The sequence below is a fragment of the Marinifilum fragile JCM 15579 genome, assembly GCF_001310955.1.
In the GTDB taxonomy this organism is placed as follows: domain Bacteria; phylum Bacteroidota; class Bacteroidia; order Bacteroidales; family Marinifilaceae; genus Marinifilum; species Marinifilum fragile.
The window spans coordinates 1-16,579 of record NZ_BAZX01000024.1 but is presented as its reverse complement, the minus strand read 5'-3'; the positions used below and the strand labels follow the sequence as shown (position 1 = coordinate 16,579).

Sequence of the window (16,579 nt, the reverse complement as noted above, 5' to 3'; positions counted from 1 at the left end):
TCATATACCTTTGCTTCTACTAACTAGCTTAACATTGACCACAGAGCAAACCATACATACGGATTGCATTAGCAGAGAAGATTTCGAAAGCCTGTTCAACGACCACTACAGTCGTTTGTGTGCCTATGCCTATAACTTCCTTAAGGAACAGGAAGCATCGGAGGAAATCGTGCAGGAAGCATTCTTCAAATTGTGGATCAAAAGAAAGGATATTGTCATCGAAAGTTCCATGGAATCATATCTTTATCGTGCTGTTCGAAATGCAAGCCTCAACCTTATTAAGCACATCAACATTCGGGAAAAGTATAAAGAGTACAATCAGGAAGAGATAGAGTATGATGAACAAATTGATAGAGATCCTTTAAATGCTTCCGAACTGGAACTGAAGATCAGAGCCAGCATCGACCTACTTCCCGAACAGAGAAAAAAGATCTTTATATTGAGCAGATATGAACAATTAAAATACAGAGAAATAGCAGAACATCTTGGAATATCAGTTAAGACGGTAGAAAATCAAATGGGAAAGGCCCTGAAATTTCTTCGGGAAGAGCTTGCAGACTATCTCCCATTGATTGTATTGTTTTTCAATCATTTTTTCAATGGCGAATAGGGTTAAATCCCTTACCAATTGTCTTACTTGTGAGAAACAAATGATACCATTTATACTTATGCTATATACACCAATAGAAATTAATTGTACATGAAAAGTGACAACCAACATATAAATGATACCCTATTAACTAAGTTTCTTTTGGGTGAAACCAACAAGAAGGAACAAAAGCTTATTATAGATTGGCTCGATGAGAAGGAAGAAAACCACAAACATCTTGACCAACTGGAAACAGTTTGGCTGGAAAGTGGAAAACTAAAACCGCGCCCAATACCTGTCAATACAAAACTGGCTTGGTCTATCCTATCCAAACGAATGGATGTGCACGACTCAGGCCTCTCTCCTTCTATTCGTAAACATTCAAGGTTTAAGATCATAATTTATACTTCCATAGCAGCATCAATTCTTGCTCTAATTGGAATTTTCAACTGGTACAATGATGAATCTGTTCAAAATGAAAAATTCTTACTTGCTAACAATACAAGCGAGACACTTCAGGAATTACTACCAGATGGATCAAAGCTCTATTTGAATAGATCTTCAAAAATCACTTATGAAACTACGATTGATAATCAAAGAATTGTAAATCTTGAAGGAGAAGCTTTCTTCAAGGTCAAAAGAGATACCCTACGCCCATTCATTGTTAATGCAGGAATTGGTGGTGTAAAAGTACTGGGAACAAGTTTTCAAGTGAAACGAAAGAATAATGGCGACATTGCTGTTGATGTCAACTCAGGCAAGGTGGAACTCTTCCGCCCGAACAAAGCAAAAACAGATACACTTCATTTGATTCTGGTGAAGGATGAAGGAGGACTTATTTCAAATGAGAAGGATACCATTATAAGTGTATCCAGCAACTCTTCAGCCTTCTTCTGGGTAGACAAAAGACTATCCTTCATAAACAAACCATTAAAGGAAGTTTTTAAAGTATTGGAAGACTGCTATGATATTGAAATTATATCAGATATTCCTGAAATCAATAAAATGTATTACACCTCATCCTTCATAGATAATGATGCTGAGGAAGTAATTAGAGTCATATCAAACACCTACAAGCTATCCTACCAAAAAGAAGACAACATATTCACGATATTTAGCCCATCAAACCAATGAATAGAATATCATATATCACTATATTAATCGCCTGTATTTTCCTGAATTTGAAGATACAGGCTCAGAACTTTTAGAGAAAGAGATCCTGGTTGAAGTAAAGAACCAGAGTACAGAATCAACCATGTTTATTCTGGAAAAATTAGGCGGCTTCAACTTCTCTTATGATGCCATGCTTTTGGATCCCACTAAAATGGTATCGATCGAAGGCAAACGTGCTAGCTTGGAAGAAATTCTTGATGAACTGTTTCAGGGTAGATTTACCTATAAAGTCATTGGATCGCATGTCATTCTTCAAGCAAAAAACAAAGATGGACTGAGCAATACCATGTGGATATTATCAGGTATCATTACCGACTCCGATGGGAATCCACTGGAAAATGCGATTGTATACGAAGTTAACAGACAAGCATCTTTCATCACCAATCCTGATGGAAAATACATTCTGCGCTTGGAAGGAGATCAGACTTTAGGCATCAATTTTAGCTGTAAGGGATACCAGGATACCATTGCCTATGTTAGTGCTGATCAATCAAAGAAATTAAATGTTGCCCTTTACCCATGGGAAGCCGAAAGTATTTTCAAGGAGCACCCAACATTTTCACAAAGTTTACGTCCAAGACACAAAGCAATCAACTGGGCCTATACTGAAAAGGAACTGAAAGATTTGGGCATGGTTAATCTGATGATCCCTGAGAAATCGCTCTATGTATCCAACAACCTAAATGTACAGGAGGTTAGATTTGCTCAGGTTTCCTTTATTCCCTCATGGGGAACAAACCGGCTAACAAACGGATTGGTCACTAACAAATTCTCATTGAATATCATTGCTGGTTATTCTGCCAATATCGATGGTGTAGAGATTGGTGCAGTAGCCAACATCATTCGTCAAGAAATGAATGGAATACAAATTGGTGGTGCTGTAAATGTTGTAGGTGAAGATGTAAATGGTGTGCAGGTAGCAGGTGCCATAAACACTAACTTAGGAAGCATAAATGGTGTTCAAGTGGCAGGAGCTATTAATCGTGTGAAAGGCGATATAAAAGGATTACAAATTAGTGGAGCCGTAAATACTGCTGCTGTAAAATCAGCCGACAGCCTATCTTTAAAAGGCTGGAATGGTCAGGTAAGTGGAGGAATTAACCTACATGGTGGAGAGCGAATCAACCTACAGGTAGCTGGCGCTTACAATCAGGCCAACTCAGTTGATGGGATTCAGGTCTCTGGTGCCATCAATTATGTAAAAGGTACAACCAACGGACTGCAATTATCTGGCCTTTACAATCGAACTTATAAGCTAAGAGGAATTCAGGTTGGATTAATCAACCATGCCGACACTATTGAAAATGGATTCCCAATTGGTTTGGTCAATATCATTAGAAATGGATACCGAAAATGGGAGTTCTCAACCGATGAAACATTCTACATCAATACCACTTATAAAACAGGAGGTAAAAATCTATATAGTTTTTTGAAAGTTGGTGCTGGCAAATATTTAAATGCTGCCTATGGAATTGGCTATACCACTAATCCGGATCGAAAATTTTCAGTAAATCTAGACTTGTCAGGCTCTGCCCTTTTCAATATGGATTCTGACTATGATGTGTTTGCTGGAGACATCTTCCGTGCTCAACTTGGCTTTAATTTTAAGATATCGAATCAAATGGTTATCACAACAGGACCATCCTACAACTTTTGCAGTCCGGATAAAGAACAAAAGAAGGTCGCAAACAACAGTCTATCAAGTAAAAACTCTCCTTATTTTGGCAACTATTATTTGGACAAAGCAGTTAGTACTTTAAAAAATCAATTTTGGTTTGGTTGGCAATTGGGGATAAGATTCTAAAATTAAACCTCAAAGGAATATAAACCACACATTATTATTATTTCCAAAAAAATACGTTGATTAGGTTGATAGATTTAGTGCATAAATCATTAAAGGCTTTGGTAAAATCATCAAACGTTTTATAAATTTATTAGAAGCTTTGAAAAAATTATGAAAGGCTTTCGACAAATCATTAAAGGTTTTAGTATAAAAACGAAAGGTTTTGGTAAAATCATCAAACGTTTCATACATTTATTAGAAGCTTTGAAAAAATTATGAAAGGCTTTCGACAAATCACTAAAAGTTTTAGTATAAAAACGAAAGCTTTGTATTATTTATTAATCCCTTAAAGTGTTTCAGTAGCAAAAGATCAGTTCTTTTTTAATCCATCACTCCTTAAATATCGAACCCAGGACGAACAAAGTCTCTTGCTTCTGGAAAAATCTCCTCGACTAAAGTTCTTAATCCGGAAAGAAGCAGCAGTATTGGTAACATTCGATCCTCTGCACCTGGAAATTGATGCATATAACTTGTCCATGCATCAATCGAATTATCAATTGAAATCAAAGCTACTTTTGCTGAAGCAATACTATCGTGAGCATAAAAATCGTTGCCAGTTTCTTCGGTATTCGCTTTACTCCGGAGTGCTCTGAATAATTTACTTGGAATTATAAACTGAAACCAACGAATAATTTCTGATTTGTCGAAAACTAGCAATTCCACATCATTCATCTCCTCTTCTTCCTTAAAATCAAAAATCTCTTTTAAAGAGTGAGACCCCACGTATAAAAGTGACTCGAAATCTGAGAACCAAGCATCCACTAATTCTGAATATTTATCCGCTTGAAGCATCAATTGACCTTTAAAAATCAACTCATCCTTTTCTTCCTCCTCTTCCGCATCAAAATTCTCAGATTGCTGGGGCAACTCCATACCCAAATCTTTTGCAGCCTGATTCAGTAACTCCATACTCAATTGAAACATCTCATCCAAATTCTCCATAGCGAATGAAGCTTCTGCTTCCGTATCATGTTCCGTTGATTTTAGATCAGGCACACCTTCCTCCATCATCTTAAAATTAAGACAATTGGCATTAAACTTACAACGCTCACACCATCCATCACAATAATTGTAAATTCCTGGAATTAGATTGGGGTTTTGTATTAGTGCAAAGAGTAAATCTTTATTCATTGAATATGGTAATCTTAAGTAATAGCATAATATATTGAAACAATACAGTTTACATATTTTTTAATCAAAATTTATTGACATTCTTATTTCAATAGTTTATGTTATAAATAATGCTTCAATCAAGTTAATTTTTTGCTTAGAAATAAGCTAGGCTTCTTTTTCCTATAAACCTATTGTACTAAATATTATTCATTTGGTTTCATTTAAATCTAATGTTTTTAAAAAATAAAAATAGTACCTCACATTCAGATAGTGCTAATACTCTTTTGATCAGCATTATGATTGCCATTCTATTGGGTTTTCTGGTTGGAGGAATATTTCCAGAAATGGCTTTAAAATTCTCAATATTTGGTGAAATCTTCTTGAATATTCTAATGATGCTAGTCGTTCCTATGGTGATTTTATCTATGTTGGTTGGTATTTCAAAATTGGATAACCTTCGTAGCTTAGGCAAAATCGGCAGTAAAACTCTAATTTATTATCTCTCCACAACAGCAATATCTGTATGTTTGGGAATTATTTTAGTCAATTTGATTCAACCTGGGAATGGATTAAACATTCAATTGCCTGATGATTCGCATCGGTACATCTCGGAAAGCACCACAATATCTGAAACTTTAAAACAGCTAATTGTTGGAAATTCAGAACAAGAACAACAAGGTTTAATAGCCTACAACTTATTTCTTGCCATGGCAAAAATGGACATATTGCCTCTAATCGTCTTTTCTTTGTTTTTTGGAGCGGCTTTATCTTCTCTTGGCAAAAAGGCGAAGAAAACCATTCAATTTCTTTCCGTTTTAAACGATGGAATCATGCAATTGGTAAATTGGGTAATGTATATTGCTCCTCTTGGAATTTTTGGATTAATTACTGCACGTATTGGCAAAGCAGGAGGTTATGAAGGCTTTCTACCTGAATTAATATCGCTTGGTAAATTAAGCCTTACTGTACTTTTAGGATTATCCATCCATGCATTACTTGTTTTGTGTTTGATCCTTAAATTTATTGGAAAAAGAAATCCTATCAGTTTTGCAAAAGGAGTCGCTGCAGCATTACTGAATGCCTTTTCAACAGCATCAAGCACTGCCACCCTCCCACTTACACTACAAGGCGTGCAACAGCAAAATAAAATATCTAAAAAGACAAGTAATTTTGTTCTTCCTTTGGGTGCGACCATAAATATGGATGGAACTGCCATTTACGAGGCTGTTGCTGCAATATTTATCGCTCAATTGTATGGATTTGATTTAAGCTTTGCACAACAAATAATCATTTTTTTAACCGCTACTCTTGCAGCCATTGGTGCTGCGGGTATTCCCGAAGCTGGATTAGTGACTATGGTGATTGTTTTAAAAGCTGTTCATCTTCCTATTGAGGGAATTGGACTCATTCTAACAATCGACTGGTTATTGGATCGATTCCGAACTACAGTAAATGTTTGGGGAGATAGTGTAGGTGCAGCAATCATAGAAAAGTACGAAAACATCGAAACCACCTCAAACGAGATGGTTTCTTAAATATATTTCAGGGGGGAGAAATATAATCAATGAATTACTTACAATTCTTCTATTTCTGTCATATAAGTGTTTGTTTGTACCAAAAGTTTTTGAAGCTCAACCATCATCTTGGTTTTATTTTCATCTTCCATTCTACACATTGGTGAACGAAACTCTTCCTTTACTTTTCCCATCAAGCTTAATCCTGTTTTTACAGGAATTGGATTGGACTCAATAAAACAAAGTTGAATGATATTTAGATATTTAAAATGCAATTCACGTGCAGTAATTAAATCACCTGTCAATGCGGCTTGTATTAAGTCATGAAACTCTTTTGGAAATAAATTTGCAACAACCGAAATCACACCATCTGCACCCAAACATACTGCCGGGAAAGCAAGAGCATCATCTCCTGAAAACACCATAAATCCAATGGGTTTATCGCGTAAAATACATGCCATTTGTTCCAAATTTCCTGATGCTTCTTTTATGCCTGCAATATTCTCAACCTCATTCGCTAGCTCAACTACTAAATCAGCTGGTATATTAGAAGCTGTTCTTCCCGGAACATTATACATGATTACAGGAATTGAAACTGCACTTGCAACCTGAGTAAAATAGTCTTTAAGACCTTTTCTGGTAGGCTTGTTGTAATATGGAGAAACTACCAATACAGCATCAACACCCAAAGATTCAGCCATACGAGAATTATCTACAGCTGCAATTGTAGAATTAGATCCGGTCCCTGCTATAACAGGGATGCGTTTATTCACCTTATCAATAACGAATTTGATAACCTCAGAATATTCTTCTTTAGATAATGTTGCTGCTTCACCTGTGGTTCCACAAACTACGATTCCATCCGATTGATTTTCGATATGAAATTCAATCAAATCATCTAAAGCTCTGTAATCAACACTTCCATCTTCGTTAAAAGGTGTTACAATCGCTACAATTGATCCTTGCCAATTCATTCTCATTTTTACTTTTTATTCTTTTATACAGTTAAAAGAGCATTAAAAATAATCCCGATAAACTTCTGAAATCGTATATCTAAAATCATAATCTTCAATCAGAAGATTACCAGCATTATTCTCCTTGATTAAAATCCTACTTGGTTAATGTAGGGTTGTGGTTTACGGGTGCAAATATAGATGCAGTAAATAAATCAATAAAATTTTTAGAAAATTTATTCAAAAATTCTACATTTTGTGATAATTTCAACATATTTGTGATGAAATTCAACAAATATCAAGAAACATGATAACAATTCCACAAGTTGTAGAGAAAATCGTGAGTACTCAGCCTTTTTTGGCAGAGGCATTGGTCGAAGGATTAATTAACGTTTCTTCTTTAGCACGCAAAATACAGAATCAAGTTGAAGATACCGTAAAAAAACCTGTAAAAATTGGGGCAATAATTATGGCTTTAAACAGATTGGCTCCAAACCTTGAGGTTAAGATCAATCCAGGTTTAAAAGATGTAATTACCAATGTAGGTGATATTATTGTACGCTCTAATTTGGTTGATTTCACTTATAAAAACTCAAATACTTTAATTGAAAAGCACACCGAACTCTTGCGTTCCATTGGTCCAAATCAGGAATTTTTCTACACCATGGTACAAGGTGTTTTTGAATCGAACCTTGTAGTTTCCGGATCCTTACAACAAAAGGTTGAAGATGCATTTGTTGGCGAAGAGCTTGTTGCCAAAAGTGAAAAGCTCTCTTCGGTAACATTAAAGCTTCCTGCTACCAATTCACAGCAATTGGGATTCTATTATTTTATTCTTAAAAATATTGCATGGGCAGGGATTAACATCGAAGAGGTAGTTTCTACAACCAATGAATTTACCTTAGTTGTACACGATTCTGATATCGATAAAACATTTTCAGTTCTTAAAAATATGGGGAATAATTAATTATTCCCCTAAATTTTTCCAAAACAGCATTTCTTAAATTTCTTACCGCTACCACAATAGCATGGATCATTTCGATTAGGCAGCTTTGGTTTTATTTCTTTTGGATACTCCCCTGAAACATATACCCATTGCTCATTCTCCTTTTCGAAGAATGAATTTTCGTGTAAGCACTGGTCGATACCATCTTCCTTATAATAAGCTTTAAACTCAACATGGCCATTATCATCTGTTGAATTGCCCTTATTGGTATTTACCACTTCTAATCGTTGCCATTCTACAGATTTAGCCCAGTCTAAAATCTCTTTTGCCTGATTAACAGGACGAGTTTTCGATGCGTAAGTGTTTAAAATATAATCGATATCAGCAATTACAAATGCAGAATAACGACTTCTCATCAGCTCCTCGGCAGTTTCTGCTTTTTTATTTCCTGAATGAATGGCACCACAGCACTCTTCGTAGGAATTTGATTTGCCACAATAACAAGGTGAACTCATAACTATTTTTTATCGAATCCTTGGAAGAATTCATCAAGTTTATCGAAATCTTGTTCTCCAATTAATCCCAAAAATTTTGAAAACTCTGGAGTTATTGTGTTAAGAGCGTCCTTAATTTTAAACATTGCATTGAACTCTGTAATAAATTCAGCTCTCATATCGAATGCACATACCAAAGTTTCGTAGAAAACACGGAATAAATTTCCTTGACTATATAGAACCTGATCATCTATAGAAATTACTTTCATGAGATTCATCAACAAATCAAGGTTTTTAAGTTCTATAGCTACAGCAAACCCCTTTGTAAAGTTGGCAAATAGCATTTGTAGAGATTCCTTATCATTATATTCCGGAATTGGAACTGGTGTAAACTTGCAGTCATTGAACATAGCCAATGCCTCTTCCCTCTTTCCTGATGTTAGCAGCATAAATGCCTTAACATTTGTCAAACACAAATGATAAAACTCCTGATATTTGTCTTCTGGTAAATCCTGAAAAGCCTGGTCAAGAACCTTTACTCCTTCACTCATGCATTTACAATCTTTTCATCGCCTCTTTTAAAAGAAAACTCAGCCATAAATTGCAAAGCCCAATTCAATCCATAAACCCATTTTCCACTTTTAGAACAAGACGAATAGCCTTTTCGATATTCCTCTCCAGCTTCACTCAACTCTCCAAACAAAGAAAATGCACCTGCACGCAATTGAAGTATTTCCAAATAGTAAGCTGCATCGTCCTTTAAATTTTCTACTGAATTATCAGCCAAAAACTCTCTGATTAAACTTGGGCTTTTCTCCTGAATAGCTTTATTATACGATTCAATAAGTGATTGATATGTTTCTTTATTAGTCTGCATTTATACTGATTTTTTTTACTTTTATTAATTGAACAAATCCTAAAGATATTACACTTAATACTGCTCCTGCCAAAAAAGGAATTTGTCTGTCAATCATCCATAGCATTCCTCCCAAAACAGGAATTACAACTGCTGAAATGTGATTAATGGTAAAACCAACAGCCATTGATGGTGCAATATCCTTTTGATCTCCGGTTTTCTGGAAATATGTGTTTATCCCCATTGAAAAACCAAAGAATATATGATCGATGATATATAACCCAGCAACAATCCATGCATTATCGATAAATGCATATCCCAGGAAAACAAATATCAAGCTAAAATACTCTGCTGATAACATTTTTCGTTCGCCAAATTTATTTATTCCCTTTGCAATAAAGGGCGAAATAAAATAGGTAATGATATTATTTACAACAAATAAAACTGCTATATCCTGCACTGAATAGCTGTATTTTTCAACAAGCATAAACACTGCAAAAACCACAAAAATCTGCCTTCTCGCACCGCTTAAAAAATTTAGGACATAAAACAGCCAATACCTTTTGCGCAATACCATTCCTTTATTCTGAGGAACAATATTCTTATCTGCAGGTTTCCAAAAAAAGGCCCAAATTCCTAGCGCAAAAACAACGGCTCCTATTAAAATAAAACTCGCTTGAAGTGACATCACATGTGCAATACCAAAAATGAATGCTCCCATACTAACATTTGCCACTGCTGTCCAGCTCTTTTGTTTGGCAAACACCATAGGAGAATCCTCAAGAGAGAAATATTGTAGGGTTAAAGATTTGTTGGTTGTCTCAAAATAGTGAAATCCTACCGACATAATTAGCGTAGTAAAAACCAAACCCCAGAAACTTGGGAAAAAGCCCGTACAAGCAACGCCAACACCTACAAATAAAACTGATATTGCAGAAAGTTTATGTTCTTTAATTACCAAAAGAAGGTAAACAACCAATAAAGCCAAAAAACCAGGAATTTCCCTTACCGATTGAATGATACCAACTTGAAATCCATTGATTCCAACTTCATCAACTGCCAAATTATTAAACAGAGTTCTCCACCCCTGATGCCCAGCTGTTGCGGCAATTACCAACAACATTAAATACTGGTACATGATATTTTTCTTCAAATCTTTGGTCATTCCAAGCTCTCTATAAAAATGAGTGGCAAAGTTACTAAAATGCTCGTTAATTCGAGTGTTTCTTGGCACGTAGAATAGATTATTTAAAGTTCTTCTTTTCTTCTTTTTAAATAATTCTCAATTTTGTATTCGAATCAAACCTACATTACATGGATTTAAGAACAATTATAGAAAACCGTTACTCGGTTCGCTCATACCAACAAAAAGAAGTAGAGGAAGAAAAATTGATTAAAATACTTGAAGCAGGTCAGCTTGCTCCTTCAGCTGTCAATAACCAACCTTGGCATTTTATAGTGGTACGTGAACCTGATAATCATGCAAAATTTTCTGAAATCTATCACAGAGATTGGTTTAAAGAAGCTCCTGTATATATTATAGTTTGTGGAGATCATAACATTGCATGGAAAAGAAAGGAAGACGGTAAAGTTCATACCGATATTGATGCAACAATTGCAATTGATCATATGACTTTACAAGCTACCGAGTTGGGATTGGGAACATGTTGGATTTGTAATTTCTATGTGGAAAAATGTAGAGAGTTCTTTCAATTGCCAGAACACATTGAACCCATTGCAATCTTATCATTAGGTTATCCTAGCGATGATACGATTCCTACCAAAAAGCGTAAATCATTAAACGAGATTGTACATTGGGAAAAGTTTTAAGAAGTATGAGTAAGATACCCGTAACCGTTATCACAGGCTTTTTAGGAGCTGGTAAAACAAGTTTACTCAATAATTTAATTGCCGAATACCCAGATAAAAAGTTTGCGATTATTGAAAATGAATTTGGAGAAGAAAATATTGATTCATCTCTTGTGGAAAATATTCAATCCGAAGATATTTTTGAGCTAAGCAACGGTTGTATCTGCTGCAATTTAAACCAGGAACTTTTTGTTGTACTTCAAAAATTGGTTCAATCTAAACATAATTTCAATCATTTACTTATTGAAACTACAGGAATTGCGGATCCTGGAAGTATTTTGGCTTCTTTTGTAAGTGATCCAATTATCAAAAATCAATTCGAACTCGACAGTGTAATTTGCCTTGTGGATGCAAAAAATGCAAGTTCGGATTTGAAAAAAGAAAATGTACTTTCCAAGCAGATTGCTGTTGCTGATATCATTCTTCTTAACAAATTAGACTTGGTTGATGAACAAGGAATAGAATCAGTTTTAAAGCTGATCAAAGAGAAAAATCAGCATGCAGAAATCATTCAAAGTGAATTTTCTATATTAGGAAACCATCAGCTTCTTGATCAATTCTCCTACAAACCAGAAAAGATTTATCAACACATCTTGGGGTTAGAAACCAATATGAAAGATAATTCAAATGAAAATAGGCATGGAGTACAAAACATGTTGTTTAAATGTGAAGAGCCATTAGATCAAATGAAAATAGGCATGTGGCTCGATGCTTTTCTTCAATTCAATCATGACACAATTTATCGTGTAAAAGGAATTTTGAATTTAGCAGGTGTAGACAACAGAATTATCCTACAGTCTGTTCATACCCAAATTCAAGCTACAGTTGGGAAAGTCTGGAATCAAGACGAAAAGCGCGAATCAAAAATTGTAATTATTGGAAGGGACTTAAATCAGTCTGTCATTGAAAAAAACCTTTTAGATCTAAAAGCATAAAAAACGAGAGCAAAAGCTCTCGTTTTTTCATCCTGTTTCACTTATTCTTTCTAGTTGTTCTACATTTAACACATTAAGGTTTTTGCCATCCAATTCTATGATTCCTTCATGATGAAACTCCTTTAGTATTCGAATCGCACTATCTTTCGACATTCCAGTTAAATCAGCAATATCCTGTCGTGATAAATGCAGTGAAAACTTATTGCTTTCATATATTTTCTTCGAAAGGTATAAAATTCCATCAGCAATTCTGCCATGCATTTGTTTTTGTGATAGGCTAACCATTTTTTCATAAGAAAAAACACCTTTTTGAGTACATTGAGTTATAAAGTCCTCAGCAAAACTTGGATTTTGCCTAATCATTTTCTTAAATGATCCTATTTCAATAAAACAAGCTGTACAATCATCCAAAGCGGCAATAGAGTAATGGTGCCTATTGTCAAAATACAATGATGCTTGCCCAACAATTTCCCAAGGTTTAATAATCCTAATAATTAATTGTTTTTCTTGAACACCTTCCACATAAAACTTTGCCAATCCAGATGTTAGAATTAACAAATGAGTTGCAGACGTTCCCTGCTTAAAAATAGTTTCTCCAGCTTTAAACTTCACTTCATATCTACTCGTATTAAGCTCTGTGAGTTCAGCTTTAGAAAGAAGCTGAAATAGGGGAATTTTTTTGTTGCAATCAATACAATTCTTACAATTGTCAGTTTTCGTAAATTTTGCCATAATAGGGTTAGAGGGTTAAGGGGTACATACTTCATTTTTCTAAATCAAACATCTAATTAAACAATTCTAGTTGATATGATCTGTTCTAAAGATAGAAAAATAACAGTTATAAGCCTAGTTTTTTGTTGACAAATGTCGATTTGTATTAGATAAATTCCTTTTTCTCCTGAAAGATATCTCGCCACCTGAGAATAGCTGCACACTTTGCAAATCTTTACCTTTAGCAGAGAGTAGAAAAGCCCTAATTAACTGAAAAAAGTTTATAATCTAAAAATCTTAATACTATGCAAAAGAGCAAATTTGTAAATCTTTTAACGATTTTAGCGACACTGCTCTGCTTTGTCTCTTGTGAGTACGACACTGTTGAGTTTGACGAAGTTGTTATTCCACCTGATCAGGAAGTTTCCTTTAGCAATGACATTGTTCCAATTTTTACATCCAATTGTACTCAATGTCATGATGGAGCTGTAAATCCAGATTTGAGAGCATCTAATGCTTATAATTCTCTTGTAAATGGTGGTTATATTAATACTGAAAACCCTTCTGATAGTGAAATATATACTAAATTATTAGAAGGATCTCATAGTACAAGAGCATCAGCAAATGAAAAACAGCTGATTCTTGAATGGATAACCAGAGGTGCTAACAACGACTAAAAACTACAGACTATGCGTACAGAATATATTAACAAAAAAGCTAAAAACATTAGCATATTCAAATCTATAACTGGACTGTTTGTTATTTTACTGATTTTAGGAAATTCACTAAATGTAAATGCGCAAACCGATGAATTTGCAAATGAACCAGTAACAGGAACATTTGAATCTGGTTTACTTGCAGAAACTCAAACGGTAGCCACACCATTTGCTGGTGAATTCGAATTACATATCCAACACCGATTTGGTCTTATTGAAAACGGACTAGAGGATGTTTTTGGAATTTATGCTACTTCGAATATCAGAATGGGTTTAAATTATGGTATTACTGAGAAATTTATGATTGGATATGGTTACACCAAAGAATTTAAATTACAGGAGTTCCATGGTAAATATCGTGTTCTAACTCAAACCGAATCAAATTCCATTCCCGTTTCAGTTGCGGTATATGGAAATTTAGCAATCAACTCTCAAGATAAATCGGTTTTTGGAAATGACTATAAATTCTCGGATAGAATGTCGTACTTTTCTCAACTATTAGTAGCGCACAAATTTAATGACAATTTCTCCTTACAGTTTGGACCAAGTTTTACTCATTTTAATAAAACAGATACTTTGGTTGAACATGATAAGATTGCTCTTTCTTTGGCAGGTAGAGCCAAAGTAAGTTCTTCGATGTCATTATTTTTCGAATATGATCAACCTCTAAATATTGATGATATGAGAGAATTTGCTTCAGATGAGAAAGATCCGGAAGCAAATCTATCTTTTGGTATAGAAATTGGTACTAGTACTCACGTATTCCAAGTATTTATGTCGAACTACGAGGGAATTACCCCACAGAGGAATATACTATACAACAAAAATAAAATAGGAGATGGGGATTTTCTAGTCGGCTTCAATATATTGGTTAGATTCTAATATCCCTCATTAAAAACAATTAGTTATGAAAACATTCAAGATTTTTATCTTAGTTGCCATTGCATTAGTAGGCTTTTCTTTTACAATTCAACAAAAAAAGGCAGGCCCTTGGGAAATTCCAGCAGAATACAAAAAAATGGAGAACCCATTGGCAAATGACAAGGCTAGTGTAAATAAAGGTAAAATGGTTTATATGAAGCATTGTCGTTCATGCCATGGTAATACTGGTTTAGGAGATGGTCCAAAAGCTGCAAGATTGAAGCATTTCCCAGGAGATTTTACTTCTACTGAATTTCAAGCTCATAGCGATGGAGAATTATTTTACAAATCGATAATTGGTAGAGACGAAATGCCAAATTACGAAAAGAAAATTCCTAGTAAAAAAGACCAATGGGCTGTGATAAATTATCTGAGAACATTCAAAAAGTGATGTAATCATCTCAATTATAAAAGGGTATTAAAAATGAATAATACCCTTTTTTAGTCATATCAACCTATCAGCAAAACCCATAAGCCTAATCTTTATGAAATTATCAAAATTAATATTGGGATGTATAATTTTATTGCTTTCCTACAGCGTACACGCTCAAAAAGAAACCAATAAAAATCATTCATGCCTTCAATGTCATGCACATCGCACATACAAATACATGAATGAGGATTTTGGTATGGAAATTAAGGAATCCATGTGTTCGAACCGAATAATTGATACCCTAGCCTACCAACAATCGAATCATGGCATGTTTAAATGTACAGATTGTCATTCCCCTGAATATGAAACATTCCCACATGCTGGCAATTTAAGAATGGGATTAATGTATGTATGTAATGATTGCCATGCTGGTGACCCGGAATATGCAAAGTTTCATTTTGAAAAAATAGAAGAAGCCTTTTACGAAAGTATGCATTACAATCGTTCGCCAGATGCATTTACTTGCTGGAGTTGCCACAATCCCCATACATACAAAACTCAGGCTCGCGTAGGAGACAAAATTAGTGAGACTGTAAGTTACGACAATAATATTTGTCTATCCTGCCACGCAGATGTAAACAAATTTGAATTGTTAACCGAGAGAGAAAATATCAATATTCTTAAGTCTCATGAATGGCTTCCAAATCAGGAACTTCACTTTAAAAAAGTGAGATGTATTGAATGTCACACACAACTTTCAGATAGTCTTTTGGTTAGTCATGTGGTAATGGCAAAAGATAGTGCAATTAGAGAATGTACCTCATGTCACTCTGAGAACTCGCATCTTATGGCTAGTTTGTATCGTTATAAAAGTCTGGAGTCTAGAAAAGGAAGTGGTTTTTTAAATGCTGTTATTATAAATGAATCATATGTAATTGGAGCAAACCGAAATAAATATCTTAATATTTTAAGTGTAGTTATATTTGGATTAGTATTAATCGGAATTTTCACTCACTCTATTTTTCGAATTTTTAAAAGCAAATAACTATGGCAAACGAAAAACTATACTTGTATCCATTATGGATTAGAATTTGGCATTGGTTAAATGCTACTATTTTTATTGTACTACTGATTACAGGGATAAGCATGCAGTACTCTAATCCTGAAAATCCACTACTTATATCATTTGAATCATCGGTTCAGCTACATAACATTTGTGGTATTGCCCTTAGTATTAACTATCTCCTATTTGTTTTTGGAAACTTATTTACATCAAATGGAAAGCAATACAAAATGAAAACCAAAGGTTTGTTCAAAAGATTATACGATCAATCGGTGTTTTACTTGTTTGGAATGTTTAAAAAGCAAAATCCTCCATTCCCAATTTCAATGGAGAACAAGTTCAACCCCTTACAGCGATTTATTTACTCAACGGCAATGTATATTGGTTTTCCCGTAATAATAGCGAGTGGTATGGCAATGCTCTTCCCCGAAATTATTATTCCTCAAATCTTTGGAGTTAGTGGGATATTAGTTACTGCTTTATTACATGTTGTAATCGGGTTTGTTTTAT

19 protein-coding genes are annotated in these 16,579 nt (G+C 34.6%); 12 read left to right on the top strand and 7 right to left on the bottom strand.

The genetic code is table 11. The annotated features are described in order from the left end of the window. The first annotated feature begins 10 nt into the window (after positions 1-10). From JCM15579_RS15225 to JCM15579_RS15215, 3 genes are all read left to right on the top strand, one after another. Complete coding sequence (locus JCM15579_RS15225) at positions 11-610, top strand: RNA polymerase sigma-70 factor (protein ID WP_054721309.1); 600 nt, start codon at positions 11-13, stop codon at positions 608-610. A 90-nt stretch (positions 611-700) separates the two neighbouring features. Further along, positions 701-1,723, top strand: a complete 1,023-nt coding sequence (locus tag JCM15579_RS15220) for a FecR family protein (protein ID WP_054721307.1) — start codon at positions 701-703, stop codon at positions 1,721-1,723. 190 nt (positions 1,724-1,913) lie between these two features. After that, positions 1,914-3,566, top strand: coding sequence for a carboxypeptidase-like regulatory domain-containing protein (locus tag JCM15579_RS15215; protein ID WP_172677448.1), 1,653 nt, complete (start codon positions 1,914-1,916; stop codon positions 3,564-3,566). A gap of 375 nt (positions 3,567-3,941) precedes the next feature. On the opposite strand, the gene JCM15579_RS15210 is transcribed toward JCM15579_RS15215, so the two are convergent. Continuing rightward, complete coding sequence (locus JCM15579_RS15210) at positions 3,942-4,736, bottom strand: hypothetical protein (RefSeq protein WP_054721303.1); 795 nt, start codon at positions 4,734-4,736, stop codon at positions 3,942-3,944. Positions 4,737-4,948: 212 nt separating this feature from the next. Here JCM15579_RS15210 and JCM15579_RS15205 point away from each other — a divergent pair, with 212 nt between their 5' ends. Beyond that, complete coding sequence (locus JCM15579_RS15205) at positions 4,949-6,253, top strand: dicarboxylate/amino acid:cation symporter (RefSeq protein ID WP_054721301.1); 1,305 nt, start codon at positions 4,949-4,951, stop codon at positions 6,251-6,253. A gap of 38 nt (positions 6,254-6,291) precedes the next feature. Here JCM15579_RS15205 and dapA read toward each other — a convergent pair whose 3' ends face one another. Further along, positions 6,292-7,206: a 4-hydroxy-tetrahydrodipicolinate synthase gene (gene dapA, locus JCM15579_RS15200; protein WP_245625934.1), complete on the bottom strand. Its 915-nt coding sequence runs from the start codon at positions 7,204-7,206 to the stop codon at positions 6,292-6,294. Between the two features lie 286 nt (positions 7,207-7,492). On the opposite strand from dapA, the gene JCM15579_RS15195 reads away from it, so the two are divergent. Further along, entirely contained in the window at positions 7,493-8,152 is a 660-nt protein-coding gene (locus tag JCM15579_RS15195) for a hypothetical protein (protein ID WP_054721297.1), read from the top strand. 8 nt (positions 8,153-8,160) lie between these two features. On the opposite strand, the gene JCM15579_RS15190 is transcribed toward JCM15579_RS15195, so the two are convergent. From JCM15579_RS15190 to JCM15579_RS15175, 4 genes are read right to left on the bottom strand one after another with little or no spacing between them, the layout of a single operon-like run. Further along, positions 8,161-8,646 carry a YchJ family protein gene (locus tag JCM15579_RS15190; RefSeq protein ID WP_083464710.1) on the bottom strand — a complete coding sequence of 162 codons (486 nt, stop codon included), beginning with the start codon at positions 8,644-8,646 and terminating at the stop codon, positions 8,161-8,163. A gap of 2 nt (positions 8,647-8,648) precedes the next feature. Continuing rightward, entirely contained in the window at positions 8,649-9,176 is a 528-nt protein-coding gene (locus JCM15579_RS15185; protein WP_054721295.1) for a hypothetical protein, read from the bottom strand. Beyond that, entirely contained in the window at positions 9,173-9,502 is a 330-nt protein-coding gene (locus tag JCM15579_RS15180) for a hypothetical protein (RefSeq protein WP_054721293.1), read from the bottom strand. Before JCM15579_RS15180 ends, JCM15579_RS15185 begins: the two co-directional genes overlap by 4 nt. Then, complete coding sequence (locus tag JCM15579_RS15175) at positions 9,492-10,715, bottom strand: MFS transporter (RefSeq protein ID WP_218186194.1); 1,224 nt, start codon at positions 10,713-10,715, stop codon at positions 9,492-9,494. Before JCM15579_RS15175 ends, JCM15579_RS15180 begins: the two co-directional genes overlap by 11 nt. An 80-nt stretch (positions 10,716-10,795) precedes the next feature. Between JCM15579_RS15175 and JCM15579_RS15170 the strand changes: the two genes are divergently transcribed. Next, a complete protein-coding gene (locus JCM15579_RS15170) occupies positions 10,796-11,311 on the top strand; it encodes a nitroreductase family protein (RefSeq protein ID WP_054721291.1) in 516 nt (171 codons plus the stop codon). 5 nt (positions 11,312-11,316) lie between these two features. Further along, entirely contained in the window at positions 11,317-12,285 is a 969-nt protein-coding gene (locus tag JCM15579_RS15165) for a CobW family GTP-binding protein (protein ID WP_054721365.1), read from the top strand. Between the two features lie 27 nt (positions 12,286-12,312). On the opposite strand, the gene JCM15579_RS15160 is transcribed toward JCM15579_RS15165, so the two are convergent. Further along, positions 12,313-13,017, bottom strand: coding sequence for a Crp/Fnr family transcriptional regulator (locus tag JCM15579_RS15160; protein ID WP_054721289.1), 705 nt, complete (start codon positions 13,015-13,017; stop codon positions 12,313-12,315). Positions 13,018-13,301: 284 nt separating this feature from the next. Between JCM15579_RS15160 and JCM15579_RS15155 the strand changes: the two genes are divergently transcribed. The 5 genes from JCM15579_RS15155 to JCM15579_RS15135 form a co-directional block, all read left to right on the top strand. After that, positions 13,302-13,673 carry a hypothetical protein gene (locus JCM15579_RS15155; RefSeq protein WP_054721287.1) on the top strand — a complete coding sequence of 124 codons (372 nt, stop codon included), beginning with the start codon at positions 13,302-13,304 and terminating at the stop codon, positions 13,671-13,673. Between the two features lie 12 nt (positions 13,674-13,685). After that, positions 13,686-14,594, top strand: a complete 909-nt coding sequence (locus JCM15579_RS15150; RefSeq protein ID WP_054721285.1) for a DUF5777 family beta-barrel protein — start codon at positions 13,686-13,688, stop codon at positions 14,592-14,594. A gap of 25 nt (positions 14,595-14,619) precedes the next feature. After that, positions 14,620-15,024 (top strand): c-type cytochrome, encoded by a 405-nt coding sequence (locus JCM15579_RS15145; protein ID WP_054721284.1) that lies wholly within the window; start codon positions 14,620-14,622, stop codon positions 15,022-15,024. Between the two features lie 94 nt (positions 15,025-15,118). Next, positions 15,119-16,051 (top strand): cytochrome c3 family protein, encoded by a 933-nt coding sequence (locus JCM15579_RS15140; RefSeq protein WP_054721283.1) that lies wholly within the window; start codon positions 15,119-15,121, stop codon positions 16,049-16,051. A 2-nt stretch (positions 16,052-16,053) separates the two neighbouring features. Continuing rightward, positions 16,054-16,579, top strand: a 526-nt coding sequence (locus tag JCM15579_RS15135) for a cytochrome b/b6 domain-containing protein (RefSeq protein WP_054721282.1), incomplete at its 3' end; no start/stop codon positions are given.

Bases quoted from the DNA above. Each gene is read 5' to 3' on its own strand.
- dapA (WP_245625934.1), bottom strand. From the start codon at position 7,206: ATGAATTGGCAAGGATCAATTGTAGCGATTGTAACACCTTTTAACGAA.
- JCM15579_RS15150 (WP_054721285.1), top strand. From the start codon at position 13,686: ATGCGTACAGAATATATTAACAAAAAAGCTAAAAACATTAGCATATTC.
- JCM15579_RS15220 (WP_054721307.1), top strand. From the start codon at position 701: ATGAAAAGTGACAACCAACATATAAATGATACCCTATTAACTAAGTTT.
- JCM15579_RS15205 (WP_054721301.1), top strand. From the start codon at position 4,949: ATGTTTTTAAAAAATAAAAATAGTACCTCACATTCAGATAGTGCTAAT.
- JCM15579_RS15190 (WP_083464710.1), bottom strand. From the start codon at position 8,646: ATGAGTTCACCTTGTTATTGTGGCAAATCAAATTCCTACGAAGAGTGC.
- JCM15579_RS15140 (WP_054721283.1), top strand. From the start codon at position 15,119: ATGAAATTATCAAAATTAATATTGGGATGTATAATTTTATTGCTTTCC.
- JCM15579_RS15155 (WP_054721287.1), top strand. From the start codon at position 13,302: ATGCAAAAGAGCAAATTTGTAAATCTTTTAACGATTTTAGCGACACTG.
- JCM15579_RS15170 (WP_054721291.1), top strand. From the start codon at position 10,796: ATGGATTTAAGAACAATTATAGAAAACCGTTACTCGGTTCGCTCATAC.
- JCM15579_RS15165 (WP_054721365.1), top strand. From the start codon at position 11,317: ATGAGTAAGATACCCGTAACCGTTATCACAGGCTTTTTAGGAGCTGGT.
- JCM15579_RS15180 (WP_054721293.1), bottom strand. From the start codon at position 9,502: ATGCAGACTAATAAAGAAACATATCAATCACTTATTGAATCGTATAAT.
- JCM15579_RS15210 (WP_054721303.1), bottom strand. From the start codon at position 4,736: ATGAATAAAGATTTACTCTTTGCACTAATACAAAACCCCAATCTAATT.
- JCM15579_RS15145 (WP_054721284.1), top strand. From the start codon at position 14,620: ATGAAAACATTCAAGATTTTTATCTTAGTTGCCATTGCATTAGTAGGC.
- JCM15579_RS15160 (WP_054721289.1), bottom strand. From the start codon at position 13,017: ATGGCAAAATTTACGAAAACTGACAATTGTAAGAATTGTATTGATTGC.
- JCM15579_RS15185 (WP_054721295.1), bottom strand. From the start codon at position 9,176: ATGAGTGAAGGAGTAAAGGTTCTTGACCAGGCTTTTCAGGATTTACCA.
- JCM15579_RS15215 (WP_172677448.1), top strand. From the start codon at position 1,914: ATGGTATCGATCGAAGGCAAACGTGCTAGCTTGGAAGAAATTCTTGAT.
- JCM15579_RS15195 (WP_054721297.1), top strand. From the start codon at position 7,493: ATGATAACAATTCCACAAGTTGTAGAGAAAATCGTGAGTACTCAGCCT.